Origin of the sequence: Arthrobacter sp. SO3 (assembly GCF_020532825.1) — a bacterium.
In the GTDB taxonomy this organism is placed as follows: domain Bacteria; phylum Actinomycetota; class Actinomycetes; order Actinomycetales; family Micrococcaceae; genus Arthrobacter.
Window position 1 is genome coordinate 1 of record NZ_MQTS01000038.1, and the last position, 16804, is coordinate 16804.

At 67.4% G+C, this 16804-nt stretch carries 18 protein-coding genes; 12 read left to right on the top strand and 6 right to left on the bottom strand.

The genetic code is table 11. The features are described from left to right. Both BJQ90_RS04280 and tmk read right to left on the bottom strand, forming a co-directional pair. Positions 1–437 (bottom strand): AAA family ATPase (locus BJQ90_RS04280; protein ID WP_226759071.1); only part of this gene is annotated, 437 nt, incomplete at its 3' end. Further along, on the bottom strand, positions 434–1090 hold the full coding sequence (tmk, locus tag BJQ90_RS04285) for a dTMP kinase (protein ID WP_226759072.1): 657 nt from the start codon (positions 1088–1090) through the stop codon (positions 434–436). The genes tmk and BJQ90_RS04280, both read right to left, overlap by 4 nt. A gap of 88 nt (positions 1091–1178) precedes the next feature. On the opposite strand from tmk, the gene BJQ90_RS04290 reads away from it, so the two are divergent. Beyond that, the gene (locus tag BJQ90_RS04290) at positions 1179–2375 is read left to right on the top strand and encodes a trans-sulfuration enzyme family protein (protein WP_226759073.1); all 1197 of its coding nucleotides are present in this window, start codon (positions 1179–1181) and stop codon (positions 2373–2375) included. Positions 2376–2384: 9 nt separating this feature from the next. Further along, complete coding sequence (locus BJQ90_RS04295) at positions 2385–2741, top strand: DUF2516 family protein (RefSeq protein ID WP_226759074.1); 357 nt, start codon at positions 2385–2387, stop codon at positions 2739–2741. A gap of 50 nt (positions 2742–2791) precedes the next feature. On the opposite strand, the gene BJQ90_RS04300 is transcribed toward BJQ90_RS04295, so the two are convergent. Next, complete coding sequence (locus BJQ90_RS04300) at positions 2792–3655, bottom strand: class I SAM-dependent methyltransferase (RefSeq protein ID WP_413463635.1); 864 nt, start codon at positions 3653–3655, stop codon at positions 2792–2794. A 151-nt stretch (positions 3656–3806) separates the two neighbouring features. Between BJQ90_RS04300 and BJQ90_RS04305 the strand changes: the two genes are divergently transcribed. Then, positions 3807–4553, top strand: a complete 747-nt coding sequence (locus tag BJQ90_RS04305; RefSeq protein ID WP_226759075.1) for a phosphoglyceromutase — start codon at positions 3807–3809, stop codon at positions 4551–4553. A 111-nt stretch (positions 4554–4664) separates the two neighbouring features. On the opposite strand, the gene phoU is transcribed toward BJQ90_RS04305, so the two are convergent. Then, positions 4665–5327, bottom strand: coding sequence for a phosphate signaling complex protein PhoU (gene phoU, locus BJQ90_RS04310; RefSeq protein ID WP_226759076.1), 663 nt, complete (start codon positions 5325–5327; stop codon positions 4665–4667). A gap of 205 nt (positions 5328–5532) precedes the next feature. Between phoU and BJQ90_RS04315 the strand changes: the two genes are divergently transcribed. Both BJQ90_RS04315 and BJQ90_RS04320 read left to right on the top strand, forming a co-directional pair. Then, the gene (locus tag BJQ90_RS04315) at positions 5533–6789 is read left to right on the top strand and encodes a sensor histidine kinase (protein WP_226759090.1); all 1257 of its coding nucleotides are present in this window, start codon (positions 5533–5535) and stop codon (positions 6787–6789) included. Continuing rightward, entirely contained in the window at positions 6786–7466 is a 681-nt protein-coding gene (locus tag BJQ90_RS04320) for a response regulator transcription factor (protein ID WP_226759077.1), read from the top strand. The genes BJQ90_RS04315 and BJQ90_RS04320 overlap by 4 nt, the downstream gene beginning before the upstream one ends. 112 nt (positions 7467–7578) lie before the next feature. On the opposite strand, the gene BJQ90_RS04325 is transcribed toward BJQ90_RS04320, so the two are convergent. Continuing rightward, positions 7579–8121, bottom strand: coding sequence for a hypothetical protein (locus tag BJQ90_RS04325; RefSeq protein ID WP_226759091.1), 543 nt, complete (start codon positions 8119–8121; stop codon positions 7579–7581). Between the two features lie 350 nt (positions 8122–8471). Between BJQ90_RS04325 and BJQ90_RS04330 the strand changes: the two genes are divergently transcribed. The 6 genes from BJQ90_RS04330 (at position 8472) to rlmB (ending at position 13413) form a co-directional block, all read left to right on the top strand. After that, on the top strand, positions 8472–8954 hold the full coding sequence (locus BJQ90_RS04330) for a CarD family transcriptional regulator (RefSeq protein ID WP_024367191.1): 483 nt from the start codon (positions 8472–8474) through the stop codon (positions 8952–8954). Between the two features lie 105 nt (positions 8955–9059). Next, positions 9060–9878 (top strand): 2-C-methyl-D-erythritol 4-phosphate cytidylyltransferase, encoded by an 819-nt coding sequence (ispD, locus tag BJQ90_RS04335; RefSeq protein WP_226759078.1) that lies wholly within the window; start codon positions 9060–9062, stop codon positions 9876–9878. Between the two features lie 2 nt (positions 9879–9880). After that, the gene (gene ispF, locus BJQ90_RS04340) at positions 9881–10417 is read left to right on the top strand and encodes a 2-C-methyl-D-erythritol 2,4-cyclodiphosphate synthase (RefSeq protein ID WP_226759079.1); all 537 of its coding nucleotides are present in this window, start codon (positions 9881–9883) and stop codon (positions 10415–10417) included. A 41-nt stretch (positions 10418–10458) separates the two neighbouring features. Beyond that, complete coding sequence (locus BJQ90_RS04345) at positions 10459–10788, top strand: hypothetical protein (protein ID WP_226759080.1); 330 nt, start codon at positions 10459–10461, stop codon at positions 10786–10788. Positions 10789–10845: 57 nt separating this feature from the next. Beyond that, complete coding sequence (gene cysS, locus BJQ90_RS04350; RefSeq protein WP_226759081.1) at positions 10846–12303, top strand: cysteine--tRNA ligase; 1458 nt, start codon at positions 10846–10848, stop codon at positions 12301–12303. 123 nt (positions 12304–12426) lie between these two features. After that, the gene (rlmB, locus tag BJQ90_RS04355) at positions 12427–13413 is read left to right on the top strand and encodes a 23S rRNA (guanosine(2251)-2'-O)-methyltransferase RlmB (protein WP_226759082.1); all 987 of its coding nucleotides are present in this window, start codon (positions 12427–12429) and stop codon (positions 13411–13413) included. A gap of 198 nt (positions 13414–13611) precedes the next feature. On the opposite strand, the gene BJQ90_RS04360 is transcribed toward rlmB, so the two are convergent. After that, complete coding sequence (locus BJQ90_RS04360) at positions 13612–14415, bottom strand: carbon-nitrogen hydrolase family protein (RefSeq protein WP_226759083.1); 804 nt, start codon at positions 14413–14415, stop codon at positions 13612–13614. A gap of 116 nt (positions 14416–14531) precedes the next feature. On the opposite strand from BJQ90_RS04360, the gene glgX reads away from it, so the two are divergent. Next, positions 14532–16646, top strand: a complete 2115-nt coding sequence (glgX, locus tag BJQ90_RS04365) for a glycogen debranching protein GlgX (RefSeq protein ID WP_226759084.1) — start codon at positions 14532–14534, stop codon at positions 16644–16646. Positions 16647–16804 lie beyond the last annotated feature (158 nt).

The following is a 16804-nucleotide window of genomic DNA, read 5'->3' on the forward strand; positions in this document are numbered from 1 at the left end:
CACAGCATCCATACGGTGCGGGGGGTGGGTTCCTCGATGGCCTTGAGTAACACGTTGGTGGTGCGTTCCGCCATCCGGTCCGCGTCCTCGACGACGATGATGCGCCAGCGCGCCGAGGACGGCCGGTTCCCGGCGGTGGAGACCAGCTCGCGGGCCTCGTCGATGGTGATGGTGACCTTTTCGGTGCGCACAAACGCCACATCGGAGTGTGTTTCGCCCAGGATCGTGAGGCAGGCTGCGCATTCGCCGCAGCCGCGCAGGCTGACGTTGTCCTGGTCGCAGTTCAAGGCGGCGGCGAAGGCCTTCGCCGCATTGGACCGGCCGGAACCCGGTGGGCCGGTGAAAAGCCACGCATGGGTCAGGCCGTCGCCCTGGGCGGCCTGGCGCAGTTGCGCGACGACGGCGGGCTGGCCCTGAAGGTCGTCCCAGACACTCATGCGCTCACGCCCCGGGGGAGGGACAGCAGCGACTCCACCCGGTCCAGGATGCGGGTGGCCAACTCATCGACCGGGAGGTGTGCCGGGAGGACAAGGTACTGTTCCGGCCTGGCCGCGGCGAGGTCAAGGAAAGCGGTGCGGATCCTGGCGTGGAACTCGTCCGCCTCGGATTCCAGCCGGTCCTCGGCAGCGTCGCCCGCGGTGCGCCGGCGGCGGCCGACCTCGGGGTCAACATCGAGCAGCACCGTGAGGGCCGGCTTCAACCCTGAAGTGGCCCAGTCGTTGAGGTCGCGCACGGCCCCGGTGCCCAGCTCCCGGCCGGCGCCCTGGTAGGCGACCGAGGAGTCGATGTAGCGGTCGCTGAGGACGATCTCGCCGCGGTCCAGGGCCGGGCGGATGACCTGGCTGGCGTGCGCGGCGCGCGAGGCTGCGAAGATCAGGGCTTCGGTGTGCGCATCGATGTGGCCGTGGCCGTGATCGAGGACCAGGGAACGCAGCTTTTCGCCGATCGGGGTGCCGCCCGGCTCACGGGTGCGGAGCACGGTGAGGCCGCGCGATTCAAGGGCGGCGGCCAGCTCGGCAGCCTGCGTGGACTTGCCGGCGCCGTCGCCGCCCTCGAAAGCGATAAACAGTCCGGGGTTTTGGGTGGTCACCGCTCTAGACTACCGACAATCCCTGACAACAATGCCCCCGGACGTAACGCCTTGGCAGCGCTGCGGGGCGCCAAAGTACCCTGTGACCATGAGTCTTTCCGAAGAACAGGCAGCCGCGCTTTCCGCAGAAACAGTCGTGGTGGCGGCAGGCCGGCCGCCGCGTGCGCGCGACGAGCCGGTCAACCCTCCGCTGGTGCTCTCCTCGACCTATTTCGGCACGGGACCGCTGGGCGACGGCGACCGCGGCTATGGGCGGTATTCCAACCCCACCTGGGACCCTTTCGAGGAGGCCCTCGGCCAGCTTGAGGGCGCCGGGCTTCCGGGCCTGCTCTACGCCTCCGGCCTCGCCGCGGTCAGTTCGGCCCTCTCCCTGGTTCCTGCCGGGGGAGTGCTGGTCATGCCGTCCCACAGTTATGCGGGTTCCCTCGTGATGGCCACGGAACTGGCCGAGAAGGGTTTCCTGGAACTGCGCACTGTGGACATCGCGGACACCGACGCCGTGCTGGCCCAGCTCGCGCCGGCGGACGGACACCCCGCCAGCATGCTCTGGCTGGAGAGCCCCACCAACCCGATGCTTGGCGTCGCGGACATCCGCGCGCTGACGGCCGCGGCGCATGACGCCGGCGCGGTCGTCGTCACGGACAACACGTTCTCCACCCCGCTGGTCCAGCAGCCCCTCGCGCTGGGCTCCGACGTCGTCCTTCACTCGGTGACCAAGTACCTGTCCGGCCATTCCGACGTCGTGCTCGGCGCCCTGGTGACGTCCAACGCCGGACTCCGCGCCGCGCTGCTGCACCACCGCACCATCCACGGCGGCATCGCCGGGCCCTTCGAGGCCTGGCTGGCTCTGCGCGGACTGCGCACCCTGGCCCTGCGGGTCGAGCGCTCGCAGGCCTCGGCGGCGGTACTGGCCGAGCGGCTCAGCACGCACCCCAGGGTCGGCAGCATCCGTTTCCCGGGACTTCCCTCCGATCCCGGCCACGAACGGGCCAAGAGCCAGATGAAGGGGTTCGGGTCGGTGCTCTGCATTGAGATGGCCCCGGTGGTCGGGGCCAGCGGCAGCCTCAGCGGTGCAGACGCCGCGGACCGTATGATCCGGGCCCTGAAACTATGGCTTCCGGCGACCTCCCTGGGAGGCGTGGAGTCCCTGATTGAGCGGCGGCGCCGGCATACTGCCGAACCTGTCAGCGTGCCGGACAACCTGGTCCGGCTGAGCGTGGGGATCGAAAACGTCGAGGACCTCTGGGCCGATTTGGAGCAGGCCCTGGCGAGTCTGGGCCGCTAGGCTGGGGGGATGGACGGAAGAGCGCTTATTTACTATGTCGAAACCGGGGTCTACTTTCTCTTGGCCCTCGTAGCCCTTGCCCTTGAGGTGTGGGCGTTCTTCGATTGCCTGCGGCACAAGGCGAACGTCTTTGAAGCGGTGTCCAAGCGCACCAAGACTTTCTGGCTGGCCGTCACCGGCGGCGCTCTGGCCGTGGGGCTGCTCTCCCTGGTCGCCGGCGGCGGCGGAGGCCTGCTGGGCCCGCTGGGACTGTTCGGCCTCGCTGCCGTGACGGCAGCATCCGTCTACCTCGCCGACGTCCGCCCGGCCGTGAAAGACGCCGGCCGCGGCGGCAACCGCAACATGGGCCCCTACGGCCCCTGGTAATCCCCACCGGCGTGGGCCCATCCACCGGCCCCTAAGCTAACTTCGGCCCCCTAAGGTCCCGGGGCCACGGCGTCCCAGCCCACCGTCAGCTCGCCCAGCCGCCACCGGGACGGGCCGTCCTGGACCGGCCAGCCGCCGTCGCGCAGTGCCCGGCACATGGCCGTCCAGCGCTGCCGGTTCCCGAATGAGGCCAGCGGGGCAGCTTCCAGCCAGGCCTGGTCCATTGCCTGCAGGAAGGCCTGGATCTTTTCGCCCGGCACGTTCCGGTGGATGAGGGCTTTGGGCAGCCGCTCGGCCACTTCGGAGGGCAGCGCAAAACTCCCAAACCGCATGGACAAGCTCAGGCTCAGCGGTCGCTCGGCGTCAAGCGCCACCCAGGTGACCCGACGGCCGATCTCGTCGCAGGTGCCGTCAATGAACAGCCCCTCCGGCCCCAGCCGTCCCTGCACCAGCTGCCAGATCGCCGCGACGTCGGCTTCCTCGTACTGCCGCAGCACGTTGAACGCCCGCACCAGGACGGGCCGGCCGGACACGGGCAGTTCGAAGCCGCCCAGCTGGAAGCTCAGACCGGGCCGCTCCAGTTCCTTGGCCAGCCGGACCCGCGCGGGCTCGATCTCGATGCCGACAACCCGCACATCGGGCCGGACCACGGACAGCCGTTCAAAGAGTTCGACGGCGGTGGCCGGGGACGCGCCGTAGCCCAGATCCACCACGAGCGGATCGGCCGCCCCGCGCAGCCGCCAGGCCTGCGGGCCCGTCAGCCAGCGGTCCAGCCGCCGCATCCTGTTGGGGTTGGTGGTGCCGCGGGTAATGTTGCCCACCGGCCGCCCGGCGCGCGGTCCGCTTTTCGCCGCGCCGCGTTTTTCCATGGCATGGGTCTGCGGGGACGCCACCCGCTCAGCCTTCTGCACCACAAGCCAACCCTATCCTCCAGCGCGATCCTCCAACGCGGGGTCACATCCGGCCCGTGCGGCACCCCGGGATGGGCGCGAAGTGACCCCGCGTTGCAGTGGCGCGGATGTAACGCTCGGCACCGGCCGGGATCGCTCCGCTAGGATGAAAACCATGACTTACAAGCTGATTCTGCTGCGCCACGGCCACAGCGAATGGAACGCCAAGAACCTGTTCACCGGCTGGGTGGACGTTGACCTCAACGACCAGGGCCGTGCCGAGGCGATCCGCGGCGGTGAGCTTCTCGTGGAGCACAACATCCTCCCGGACATCCTGTACACGTCGTTGCTGAAGCGGGCCATCAACACCGCCAACATCACCCTCGACAAGGCCGACCGCGGCTGGATCCCGGTGAAGCGGGACTGGCGGCTCAACGAGCGCCACTACGGCGCCCTGCAGGGCAAGGACAAGGCCCAGACCCTCGCCGAATACGGTGAGGAGCAGTTCATGACGTGGCGCCGCTCCTACGACACCCCGCCGCCGCCCCTGGCCGACGATTCCGAGTTCTCCCAGGCGCACGATCCGCGCTACACGGACCTCGGTGACGCGCTGCCCCGCACCGAGTGCCTCAAGGACGTACTGGTCCGCCTGCTGCCCTACTGGGAATCGGACATCAAGGAAGACCTCAAGGCCGGCAAGACCGTCCTGGTCACCGCGCACGGCAACTCCCTGCGCGCCCTCGTCAAGCACCTCGACGGCATCAGCGACGACGCCATCGCAGGACTGAACATCCCCACCGGCATCCCGCTGGTCTACGAACTGGACGAGAACTTCAAGCCGCTGAACCCGGGCGGCACCTACCTCGACCCCGAGGCTGCTGCCGAGGCCATCCAGGCAGTCGCGAACCAGGGCAAGAAGTAGCGCGTTCCGGACAACGCACCCCGGAATCAACGACGCCGGCCGGCCACCTCGCAAGGTGACCGGCCGGCGTCGTACGTTCTGCTGCCCGGCGCTGTCGGCCGGACGGGAAGGCTAGCTGTGTTCGATGCCGCTCGGCTGCCAGGCGCCGGTCACCAGGTAGGTGACCTTCTGCGCGACGGAGACACCGTGGTCGGCGAAACGCTCGAAGTAACGGCTGGCGAGGGCGACGTCGACGGTCGTGGCAGGGGACTCGTGCCAGTCGCTGCGGGCGATGGCCTTGAAGACGCTCAGGTGCAGGTCGTTCACGGCGGCGTTGGCCTTCATGATGTCCCGGGCCACTTCGAGGTCCCGGGTTTCCAGCAGCACCGTGAGCTTCTGGGCGATCAGCAGGTCATGCTGGGCGAAGCTTTTGAAGGTCTCGCGCAGCTGGGCGGGCACCACCGTGGCGGGGTAGCGGAGCCGGGCAAGCTGGGCCAGGTGGCGGGCGAGGTCGCCCATCCGCTCCAGGGAGGCGCTCATCCGCAGGGAGCCCACGAGCATGCGCAGGTCGCTGGCCACGGGGCCCTGCAGGGCCAGAATGTCGATGGCGCGCTCGTCCAGGCTGTTCTGCAGGAAGTCGATCCGTGCATCGGCCGCGATGACATCCTCGGCGAGATCGATGTCGGCGCCGTCGAAGGCAGTCGTGGCTTTCTCAATGGCCTCACTGACCAGCTTTGAGATTTCGACGAGCTGTTCCCCCACTTGGGCGAGCTCTTCCTGAAAAACCTTGCGCACGTGTGCGTCCTTTCCTCGGAAATTGCCAGCCACCCCAGTGGCCGGTCCGTTTCGGTTCACCTCTCGGCGCTTCAACGCTCAAGTGTTCCAGCATCCGGTGAACTGTTACGCCTCAATAGGTGAACGTTAGCTGAACCGGACCCGGAATAGCATCAGATTTCAGTTTCCGACGCGGGGCAGAGCATAAGCTGGAGCCGTGGATCCAATGCTCATCGGCGTGATCGCCGGCCTGATCGGCCTGTCGCTCGGCGTCTTCGGCGTGCTCGCATTCCGGGTCAGCGAGCAGCAGCGCAGACTCGTGGACGTCGAGTTCGAGGAACCGTCGATCCCGGAGGGAGCCGCCCAGGTGCTGGCCGTCATCGGCCGCGCCTTCGTGGTGGTGGACGCGATCGACGGCGTGATCCGCGCCAGTCCCGCCGCGTACGCCTATGGACTGGTCCGCGGGCACACGCTGGTCCACGACCAGCTGCTGGAAATGACGGCCAAAGTACGGCGCGACGGCGTCATCCTCGAAAAGCAGCTCGAACTGCCGCGCGGCCCGCTGGGGCAGGGCACCATCATTGTCCAGGTCCGCGCCGCCATGCTTGCGGAGGAATACATCCTCCTGCTGGCCGATGACCGGACCGAATTTACCCGGACCGAGGAAGTCCGGAACGACTTCGTGGCCAACGTCTCGCATGAACTGAAGACCCCGGTCGGGGCCATCTCGCTGCTGGCGGAGGCGCTCGAATCCTCGGCGGATGACCCGGAGGCCGTCCGCCGCTTCGCCAAGCGCATGCACAAAGAATCCGCCCGGCTGGCCGCCCTCGTGCAGGACATCATCGAACTCTCCCGGCTGCAGGGCACCAATGTCACCCAGCAGGGCCGCCCCGTGGATATCAACACCGTGGTCTCCGAGGCCGTGGACCGCTCCCAACTGCCGGCGGAAAGCAAGAACATCGAACTCGTCGTCGGCGGCCACGCGGACGCGCTGGTCTATGGCGACCAGGACCTGCTGGTGACGGCGCTGCGGAACCTGATCGACAATGCCATCCGCTACTCCCCGGAAAACACCCGGGTCGGAATCGGCATCCGTTCCAAGGACGGCCTCGTCGCGGTGTCAGTGACAGACCAGGGAGAGGGGCTCTCTGCCGAGGACCAGGAGCGCGTCTTCGAGCGCTTCTACCGCGTGGACGCCGCCAGATCCCGGCACACCGGCGGCACGGGCCTTGGCCTGAGCATCGTCAAGCACGTGGTCGCCAACCATGGCGGCGAGGTGACCCTCTGGTCACGGCCCGGACAGGGATCCACCTTCACCATCCGGCTTCCGGAACTGGAAGGCCAGGACGCCGGCGGCGTTCCGCAGGCACGCAAACCGGCGGCACCGGCGGACTCCCTGCCTCCGCCCCACACCCCGTCCCAGAACCCCCGATCCATACGAAGTGACGCCACCGGCGCCCACGAGCAAGGAGCTACCGCTTGAGCAGGATTCTGATTGTCGAGGACGAAGAGTCGTTCAGCGACCCGCTGTCCTACCTTTTGGGTAAGGAAGGGTTCGAGGTGGAGGTGGTCGACAACGGGCTGGACGCCATCACCGAATTCGACCGCAACGGCGCCGACCTGGTGCTGCTGGATCTGCAGCTGCCCGGACAGTCGGGCACCGAGGTCTGCCGGCAGCTGCGGCAGCGCTCGTCCGTCCCCGTCATCATGCTGACGGCGAAGGACGCGGAGATCGACAAGGTCGTGGGGCTGGAACTCGGCGCCGACGACTACGTCACCAAACCGTATTCCTCCCGGGAGCTGGTGGCCCGCGTCCGGGCCGTGCTGCGGCGCCAGGGTGAGCCCGAGGAACTGGTGTCCAGCACCGTGCAGGCAGGCCCGGTGCGGATGGACATTGAGCGGCACGTGGTCACCGTCGGCGGTGAACAGGTGTCCCTCCCGCTGAAGGAATTCGAGCTGCTGGAAATGCTGCTGCGCAACTCCGGCCGGGTCCTGACCCGCGGGCAGCTGATCGACCGGGTCTGGGGATCGGACTACGTCGGGGACACCAAGACCCTGGATGTCCACGTCAAACGGCTGCGCAGCAAGGTCGAGCCGGATCCCTCGGCGCCGCGGCACCTGATCACGGTCCGCGGCCTGGGCTACAAGTTCGAGCCCTGAGTCCGGAGCCCTGAGCCGGGAGGCTCTTCGGCCCGAACGGCGGCACGACCAGAACCCACACAGACAAAAGGAGGGGCACCCGGCCGGGTGCCCCTCCTTTTGTCTGTGAAGGCTAGTGGCTCGCGCTGCTCGTCGGCGACGGGGTCGACGTCGGCGTGGCCGAGCCGGTGGGCCCGCTGCCTGCCGGGAGGTACTGCTTGTAGTCGGGGATCGTTGCGTCCAGCACCGGCATCTTGAACTTGGTGCTCTGGTTGGTGCCGTCCTCGCTGATGCTCACCTCGACGAGGGAGCCGGGGGCGCCGCCGGTGCTGCTCAGGATTGCCTCGTCCGTGGATTCGTTCAGCAGCGTGTAGGAGTTCTGCTTGACCGGGACCTGGGTCTGGGAGCCGGCAGAACCAATGATGGTCAGCTTCACGTCCTCCGAGGACGAGTTGTAGACCGCGCCGATCACACGTCCGGGCTTGTCCTTACCAGCGGAGATGATCATCATGTTGCGCAGCTGCAGCGGGCCGACGTTGGCCTGGGTTCCGTCCGAAGCCGCGTACTGCACGGAGGTCTGCTGCGGGTTCACGGCGCCACAGCCAGTGACGGACAGCAGGCCGAGGCCCAGAACAGCCGTTGCCATTGCCAGCTTGCCGCGCTGGCCCCGGTTCATCGCAGTGAAACCCACGTCACGCACCCCTTGAGAGTCTTGGAACATTATTCAGCCATAGCCTATCGGCAATCCGGTCCAAACGAGGATTCGGGCGGTACACAAAGCCGTACACAATGTCGCCGGCTCCAGCGGCGGCGGGCCGCTCACCGGTGACGACCGGGCAACGATCGGGGGATGACGCAGCCCCTTGGCAAACGCAGGGCCATGCACTAATATCCGCTTTCGTCAAGGGGTCCGGCGGGTCTGTTTGAGGCCATTTTCCCCGTATTCATGCGGTTCTTGGGCACGTTCCGTGGCAGTTGTATGCCTTAAACGTGATAAACTGGTCTGCGGGAAAGGGGAATGTCCACATGGTTTTTGAGGTCGGCGAGACAGTAGTTTACCCTCACCACGGTGCAGCCAAAATTGAAGAAATCAAGATGCGCACTGTCAAGGGCGAAGAGAAGATGTATCTCAAGCTCAAGGTGGCTCAGGGTGATCTGACCATTGAAGTTCCAGCAGAAAACGTTGACCTAGTTGGGGTCCGGGACGTAGTGGGCAAAGAAGGTCTGGAGCACGTGTTTGAAGTGCTGCGGGCCGAGTTCACGGAAGAACCCACCAACTGGTCGCGTCGATACAAGGCAAACCTGGAGAAGCTTGCTTCCGGTGACGTCATCAAGGTGGCAGAGGTCGTCCGCGACCTGTGGCGCCGCGATCACGATCGGGGTCTCTCCGCAGGAGAGAAGCGCATGCTGGCCAAGGCACGCCAGATTCTGATTTCAGAACTGGCGCTGGCCGAGAAGACTGATGAAGAGAAGGCTGCAAGCGTTCTCGACGAGGTCCTGGCTTCCTAGCAAGAGTCGAACAGACAAGAATCGAACCCCGGCAGCGGAATCGCTGCCGGGGTTTCTCTTTGCCCTTTTCAGCCCGGCGGCCCGCCGGGACGTAGTCTTGTGCGCATGGACTCAGCACCGAGAACCCCCGTCACCGCGGTCATCGTCGTCGCTGCCGGCTCCGGCCAGCGCCTGGGCTACGGCATGCCTAAAGCCAAGGTTCCGCTGGGCGGGGACAGCATCCTCACCCACGCCCTGCGGGGCGTCGCCGCGGCCGGCGTCGCCCGGCAGATCTGCGTCGCCATCCCGCCCGGCGACCCGGAACTTCACGCCCTCTGTGCGGCGTTCGAGCAGGAGCTCAAGGGGGAGCGCGGGCGCACCCCGGGCCTGGGCGACGGCGTGCAGGTCCCGGTCGTCACGATTGTCGACGGCGGCGCCAGCCGCGCGGATTCCGTGCGGGCCGCGTTGGCGGCGCTCCTGCCGGACACGGAAGTCGTCATGGTCCATGACGCCGCCCGCGCCCTGACGCCGGAGGCCGTCTTCCACCGGGTATCCCATGCCCTTGCGGCCGGCGCCTTAGCCGTCATCCCGGTCCTCCCCGTGGTGGACACAGTCAAGACGGTGGAACCGACCACCGGCGACGGCGCCGCGATCGCGCCGGAGCTTGTGACCGGAACCGCGCCCCGGGAGACTCTTCGGGCCGTGCAGACCCCACAGGGCTTCGAGCTGGCCACGCTGAAACGGGCCCACGAGGCCGCTGGAGGGTTCGACGCGGGCCAGGCAGCAGCCGTCACCGATGACGCCATGCTGGTTGAACTGCTCGGCGTGCCCGTCTACGCAGTGCGCGGCGCCAGCCAATCGCTGAAGATCACGACGCCGCTGGACCTGATCCTCGCGGAAGGCCTCCTCGAAGGCCCGCTGGGCGCCCGCTGGGTGGAAGGCTGAGCATGTCCGGAACCCCGAACACCCCGCAGCCGCTTATTCCGCGGACCGGGATCGGCATCGACGTCCACGCCTACGCCCCTGAGGAGGCCCCCCAGCCGCTCTGGCTCGGGGGGCTTTTGTGGGACGGGGAGCGCGGGCTGTCGGGCCACTCCGACGGCGACCCCGTCGCCCATGCCGCCGCCGACGCCCTCTTCTCGGCCTGCGGCGTCGGTGATCTTGGCACCCATTTCGGCACGGACCGGCCGGAGTACGCCGGCGCTTCCGGCGTGACCCTGCTGGCCGAAGCTGCCCGGATCGTCCGCGCCGCGGGCTTCGAAATCGGGAACATCGCCGTGCAGTTCGTGGCCAACAGGCCCAAATTCGGCCCCCGCCGGGAGGAATCCCAGCGGGTCCTCAGCGAGGCCGCCGGCGCCCCGGTCACCGTTTCGGCAACCACGAGCGACGGCCTCGGCTTCACCGGCCGCGGCGAGGGCATTGCGGCCACGGCCACGGCCCTGGTCTACCGCTCCGGCCCGGCGTCCCCGGACTCCGTCGCCTAGGCTTAACCGAACATCCCTTCCCGCAACACCAGGAGACCCCCGTGAAAAAGCTGCTGCCCGCCGTCGTACTGCTGGCCGGAATGCTGCTCACAGGCTGCGCCGCGACACCGAAGATGAGCATCCCGGACAGCTGCGCGTTCCTGAACAAGGACACCTTCGTCCCCACCGGCAACCAGCAGCAGCAGGCGGAACAGATCTCCAAGCACTACCAGGAAGTGGCGGACAAGGTCGCGCCCGAGGTGGCGGCCCCCATCCAGAAAATGGCCGACATCATGAAAGAGGTCGCTGGCACGTCCCTTGGGGCCAAGAGCGACGCGCAGACTAAACAGCTCACCGAACAGTTGAACAAAATCGGCGAGTACTGCAAGTAGGCGCCAGAGCGCGGTCCGCACGCCAGAGGCCGGGGCCCCATCGGCTAATCTGGAGCGGTGACCCTGCGCTTCTATGACACTGCATCCGCCGAAGTCCGCGACTTCGTCCCCCTGGTTCCGGGCAAAGTGAGCCTCTACTATTGCGGCGCCACAGTGCAGGGCATGCCGCACGTCGGGCACATCCGCTCCGCCATCGCCTTTGACCAGCTCACCCGCTGGCTGCAGTACCGGGAATTCCGCGTCACGGTGGTCCGCAACGTCACCGACATTGACGACAAGATCCTGGCCAAATCCGCGGCGTCCTTCGGACCGGACTTCGAGGACGAACCGGGCGCCGTGCGGAGCGAGGAATGGTGGGCACTGGCCTACCGCTACGAGCAGGAATTCCTCAAGGCCTACGACGCCCTGGGCGTCTCCCGCCCCACCTACGAACCGCGCGCCACCGGCCACATCCCGGAAATGCACGCCCTGATCCAGCAGCTGATCGGCCGCGGGCACGCCTACCCGGCCCTCGACGACTCCGGCGACGTGTACTTCGACGTGCGCTCCTGGTCCGAGTACGGGACGCTGACGCGGCAAAGACTCGACGACATGCAGGGTGCCCAGGACGCCGACCCGCGCGGGAAGAAGGATCCCCGCGACTTCGCCCTCTGGAAGGGCCACAAGGCAGGGGAGCCGACGACGGCGAGCTGGGCCTCGCCGTGGGGCGCGGGCCGTCCGGGCTGGCACCTCGAGTGCTCCGCGATGGTCACCAAGTACCTTGGCGCCGAGTTCGACATCCACGGCGGCGGGCTGGACCTCCGGTTCCCGCACCACGAAAACGAGATGGCACAGTCCCAGGCTGCCGGCCACGGTTTCGCCAACTTCTGGATGCACAACGGCATGGTCACCTACGCCGGCGAGAAGATGTCCAAGTCGATCGGCAACACCGTCAGCCCCGCCGAGATGCTGGAGCTTGCCCCGCCGCGGGTGGTCCGCTACTACCTGGGCCAGGCGCAGTACCGCTCGGTGCTGGACTACCAGCCGACCTCCCTGCAGGAGGCGGCCGCCGCGGTGGAACGGATCGAGGGCTTCACCAGCCGCGCTGCCCGGGCCCTTGCCTCGGCCGAGGGCGACTTCGACTTCGGCCGCCACGGCTCTGTCCCGGACGGCTTTGCGGCCGCAATGGACGATGACCTCAACGTTCCGCAGGCACTGGCGGTGCTCCACGACACGGTCCGCGCCGGCAACACCGCCCTCACCACCGGGGAGCTCGACGCCGCCCGGCAGGCACTCGTCAGCGTCAACGACATGCTCCGTGTCCTTGGTCTCAACGACACCGCGGGTCCGGCAGCTGACGGACAAAGCAACACCGCCCTGGGCGTCCTCGTGCAAGCCCAGCTCGCGGCACGCGCCCAGGCCCGGGCCAGCAAGGACTGGGCCGCCTCGGACGCCATCCGCGATACCCTGGCCGCTGCCGGCGTGATCGTCGAGGACGGCCCCGACGGCGCCAGCTGGAGCCTCAAACGCGGCTGATCCGACGCGGTTCCCGGCGCAGGACCGGGGCCCCGCCATGCCCTGCGGTCGAGGATTTAACTCGAGTCAGTAGACTGGAGTTCAGACTTATCAACGAATCGCGTATTTAAAAGGGTGGAACTCATGGCCAACAACGGTCGCCGGTCGGTCAAACTGAAGAAGGGCCCCTCCGTCGGAACCGGCGGTCACGGCCGCAAGGCCCTTGAGGGCAAGGGACCGACGCCCAAGGCGGAGGACCGCCCGTACCACAAGGCCCACAAGAACAAGCAGCTCGCGGAACGCTCCGCGGCCAAGCGCCCCGGCGCCCCGCGCAGCGCCGGGGCCCGTTCCGGCCCCAAGGGCCGTGCCACCGAGGAAGTCGTCACCGGACGGAACTCCGTCGTGGAGGCCCTGCGCGCCGGCATCCCGGCCAAGGCCCTGCACGTGGCCATCCGCATCGAGATGGACGACCGCGTCAAGGAGTCCCTCAAGCTCGCTGCAGAGCGTGGCATCCCGCTGCTCGAGACCGGCAAGCCCGAGCTGGACCGGATGACCGACGACGCCATCCACCAGGGCCTCGTGCTGCAGATCCCGCCGTACGAATACCAGGACGCCTACGAGCTCGCCGAGGAGACCCTCGAGAGCTGGAAGAAGGGCCATGTCGCCAACGCGCCCCTCTTCGTCGCTCTCGACGGCATCACCGATCCGCGCAACCTTGGCGCGATCATCCGCTCGGTCTCGGCCTTCAGCGGCCACGGCGTCATCGTTCCGGAGCGTCGCTCTGTCGGCGTCACCGCCTCGGCCTGGAAGACCAGCGCCGGTGCAGCCGTCCGCGTCCCCGTAGCACGTGCGGCCAACCTGAACAACACCCTGAAGGCGTTCAAGAACATGGGCATCTATGTTCTGGGGCTCGACGGCGACGGCGACGTCTCACTGCCCGACCTCGCCCTGGCCACTGAACCGGTCTGCATCGTCGTGGGTTCCGAGGGCAAGGGCCTTAGCCGCCTGGTCCGGGAAAACTGCGACCAGATCGTCTCCATCCCGATCGACTCCGCCATGGAGTCGCTCAACGCTTCCATGGCCGTCGGCATCTCCCTCTACGAAATCTCCCGCCAGCGCGCCGTCAAGTAGTCCGCGCCGGTTGTTGCGGTTCGAACAGCCGCGCGTGAAACGCTCCCTCACCTCTCGTGGGGGAGCGTTTGCGCTTAAGCCGCGACCGGCCACAAGCAACGCGGGGTCAGATCGCGCCCATCCGCGGCCCCAACATGGGCGCGATCTGACCCCGCGTTGGTGTGTCGTGGAAGGTGACCACGGCGAACCCGGCGGCGCTTAGAACTTGTGCCGGTTGGCGAGGACCGGGAGTTTGGTGCGGGCTTCCTTGACGGTGGCGGGGTCCAGGTCCGCGAACAGCAGGCCGGGGGCGCCGTTGAGCTCGTCGAGGACTTCCCCGAAGGGGGAGACGACGACGGAGTGCCCGACGCCGGTGGGAGCCGCACCCTTGGGTTCGATTCCCTGGCTGGTCGGGTCGCCCTGGCCGCAGGCGAGGACCAAGGTGGTGGAATCCGCCGCGCGGGCGCGGGCCAGGAGCTTCCACTGCTCGGCCTTGCCGGGTCCGGATCCCCAGGAGGCGCACACGATGTTCACGTCGGCTCCGCGGTCCGCGTTTTCGGTGAACAGGTCCGGGAAGCGGATGTCGTAGCAGGTGGCGAGGCCGAACGTCACGCCGTCGAACGCGAAGGTGACGGGCTCGGCACCGGCATCCACGGTGTCCGACTCGGCGAAGCCGAAGGCATCGAAAAGGTGGATTTTGTCGTAGCTGGCCTCCACGCCGCGGCCCGTAACCAGGAGGGTGTTGCGCACTTTGCCGGCGTCGCCCGCGGCCCCCGGGGTGAACATCCCCGCGACGATCACGATGTCCTGGTCGGCCGCAATGGCGCGCACCCGCGATGCCCACGGGCCGTCCAGCGGCTCCGCGATGTCCAGCAGCGAGTTGCCGAAGGCGCGCATCGTGGCCTCGGGGAACACAACGAGCTCTGCGCCGCCGGCCTTGGCCCGCGCCGCATAGTCCTCGACGAGGCCCAGATTTGCGGCAAGATCGCGTCCGGTAATGATTTGAGCGAGTGCAATCCGCACTATTACCTCCAATTTTGGCGCCTGTTCCAGTATGCAACGCCGCCATTCCGTAAACTGCACTTTGTCACTAAATCGGAATCCGGGGCTATTTGTTCGGCCCCGCTAAACTTTAAGCAATGGTTATGCCCTACGTAGACACAGCTTCCACCGTAGACGCCTCGCGTGCGTTTCCGCTGGGAATCAGCGTTCCGTGCACCGGTTCGCCGGCAGTGGACGATCCTCGGAGTGCCTTCGCGAATGTGGCTGTCTACGCACCGGGGGTGACAACCCTGGAGATCGCCTACCAGGCTCCCGGCGGCACCTGGCAATTGAAAACATTGCCCAACGTGACCGACGGCGTGCACCACGGCATCGTCGAAGGCATCCCGGCCGGTTCGCGCTACGGGTTCCGGGCCACCCCGGATCACGAGGCTCTTCCGCTGTCCATGCCCGCCACGGATTTCGACGCCAACGGTGAACAGCCGCTGCTGCTGGACCCCTACGGCCGTGCCGTGGACGAGCGCGAGGACTTCATCACGAGCGTCCGGATGGAGAGCGACTTCGACTGGGGCAACGACCGCGGTCCCAGGATTCCGTGGCGCAACACCATCATCTACGAAGCGCACGTCCGCGGCCAGACCAAGCTCCACCCGGACGTGCCGGAAGACCTTCAGGGCACCTACGCCGGCCTGGCCCACCCGGCCATGATCGAGCACCTGATCGCGCTGGGGATAACCGCCGTCCAGCTCCTTCCCGTGCACTTCCACGTGGACGAACCGCACCTGCAAAATCTCGGCATGACGAACTACTGGGGCTACAACACTGCCGCCTTCTTCGCACTGCACCCCGGCTACGCCACCGAGGCGGCGCAGGCTGCCGGCCCGAAGGCCGTCCAGGACGAGTTCAAGGGCATGGTCAAGCTGCTGCACGCCGCCGGCCTCGAGGTCATCCTCGACGTCGTCTACAACCACACGGCAGAGGGCGGCCGGGACGGCCGGACGCTGAGCTTCCGTGGCCTCGGCGAGATGACGTACTACCGCAATGACGGCCACGGCAAGTATGTGGACACCACCGGATGCGGCAACAGCCTGAACTTCGGCGATTCCCGCGTGGTCCAGCTGGTGCTGGATTCCCTGCGGTATTGGGTGACGGAGTTCCACATTGACGGCTTCCGCTTCGACCTTGCAGTGACGCTGGCGCGCAACGCCGCCAACGAGTTCGACCCCCGGCACCCGTTCCTGGTGGCAATCAGCGCGGATCCTGTGCTGTCTTCGACCAAACTCATCGCGGAACCTTGGGACATCGGGTACGGCGGCTGGCAGACCGGCCGTTTCCCGGCCGGCTGGGTGGACTGGAACGACCACTTCCGCGACGCCGTCCGCTCCTTCTGGCTCGCCGACCGCGCCGCGATCGACGCCGGCGGGCAGGGCAGCTCGGTGGCCCGGCTCGCAGACGCGCTCTCCGGCTCCGCGAGCCTTTTCGAGCCGTCCGGCCGGTCACGGCTCGCCTCGGTCAACCTCGTCACCGCGCATGACGGCTTCACCCTGGCGGACCTCGTGGCCTACGACCGGAAGCACAACGAGGCCAATGGCGAACAGAACCGCGACGGCCATGGCGACAACCGCAGCTACAACCACGGCTTCGAGGGCCCCACGGAGGACGAGGACGTCCTTGCCCGGCGTGCGCAGTCCAGCCGCAACCTGATGGCTTCGCTGATGATTTCCCAGGGCGTGCCCATGATCACCGCCGGCGACGAGATCGCCCGCACCCAGCAGGGCAACAACAACGCCTACTGCCAGGACAACCCCATCACCTGGATCGATTGGACCAGCACTCCCGAATCGCACTCGATGCTGCGCACCACCAAGCGCGTGATCCGGCTTCGCAAGGAGTTTCTGGCCGGGCAGCCGCATGATTACCCGACCCGCGAAAAGCAGTCGTACTTTCATTGGTTCGACGAGCGCGGCGAGCCCATGGCCGGGGAGCGCTGGCAGGATCCGGGTCACCGGGTGGTCCAGCTCCTGCTCGGGTCCGACGACGGCCACGTGGACGGACTCGTGGTGGTCAACGGCGGCGCCAAGGACGTCAAGGTCACGCTGCCTGTGCTCAGCAATGAGGACGGGACCGGCAACCGGCTCTTCGAACTGCGCCTGACCACCTCCGAACTCCACGACCGGCGCCAGGGCGTCCGGGTCGCTTCGGGGGAACGGGACGTCGTACAGGCCAACTCCATCAACATCTACCGCACCTGATCCGGCCCCGGATGCAGAGCCAAGGAAACGAAGAATGACGGCCCAGCGGCTGACGGCCCTGCTAGGCCTGCTGGCCGGACTGGCGGTGCTGGCGTTTGTCCTGGCAGGTGTCCCGCAGGCCGGCACGGGTCCCACACTGTCCGCCGCCACTGCCGCAC

Excerpts from the sequence above, each read along its gene's own strand:
- rlmB (WP_226759082.1), top strand. The coding sequence starts at position 12,427 with ATGGCCAACAACGGTCGCCGGTCGGTCAAACTGAAGAAGGGCCCCTCC.
- BJQ90_RS04295 (WP_226759074.1), top strand. The coding sequence starts at position 2,385 with ATGGACGGAAGAGCGCTTATTTACTATGTCGAAACCGGGGTCTACTTT.
- ispF (WP_226759079.1), top strand. The coding sequence starts at position 9,881 with ATGTCCGGAACCCCGAACACCCCGCAGCCGCTTATTCCGCGGACCGGG.
- ispD (WP_226759078.1), top strand. The coding sequence starts at position 9,060 with ATGGACTCAGCACCGAGAACCCCCGTCACCGCGGTCATCGTCGTCGCT.
- BJQ90_RS04330 (WP_024367191.1), top strand. The coding sequence starts at position 8,472 with ATGGTTTTTGAGGTCGGCGAGACAGTAGTTTACCCTCACCACGGTGCA.
- BJQ90_RS04315 (WP_226759090.1), top strand. The coding sequence starts at position 5,533 with ATGCTCATCGGCGTGATCGCCGGCCTGATCGGCCTGTCGCTCGGCGTC.
- BJQ90_RS04305 (WP_226759075.1), top strand. The coding sequence starts at position 3,807 with ATGACTTACAAGCTGATTCTGCTGCGCCACGGCCACAGCGAATGGAAC.
- BJQ90_RS04325 (WP_226759091.1), bottom strand. The coding sequence starts at position 8,121 with ATGAACCGGGGCCAGCGCGGCAAGCTGGCAATGGCAACGGCTGTTCTG.
- BJQ90_RS04290 (WP_226759073.1), top strand. The coding sequence starts at position 1,179 with ATGAGTCTTTCCGAAGAACAGGCAGCCGCGCTTTCCGCAGAAACAGTC.
- glgX (WP_226759084.1), top strand. The coding sequence starts at position 14,532 with ATGGTTATGCCCTACGTAGACACAGCTTCCACCGTAGACGCCTCGCGT.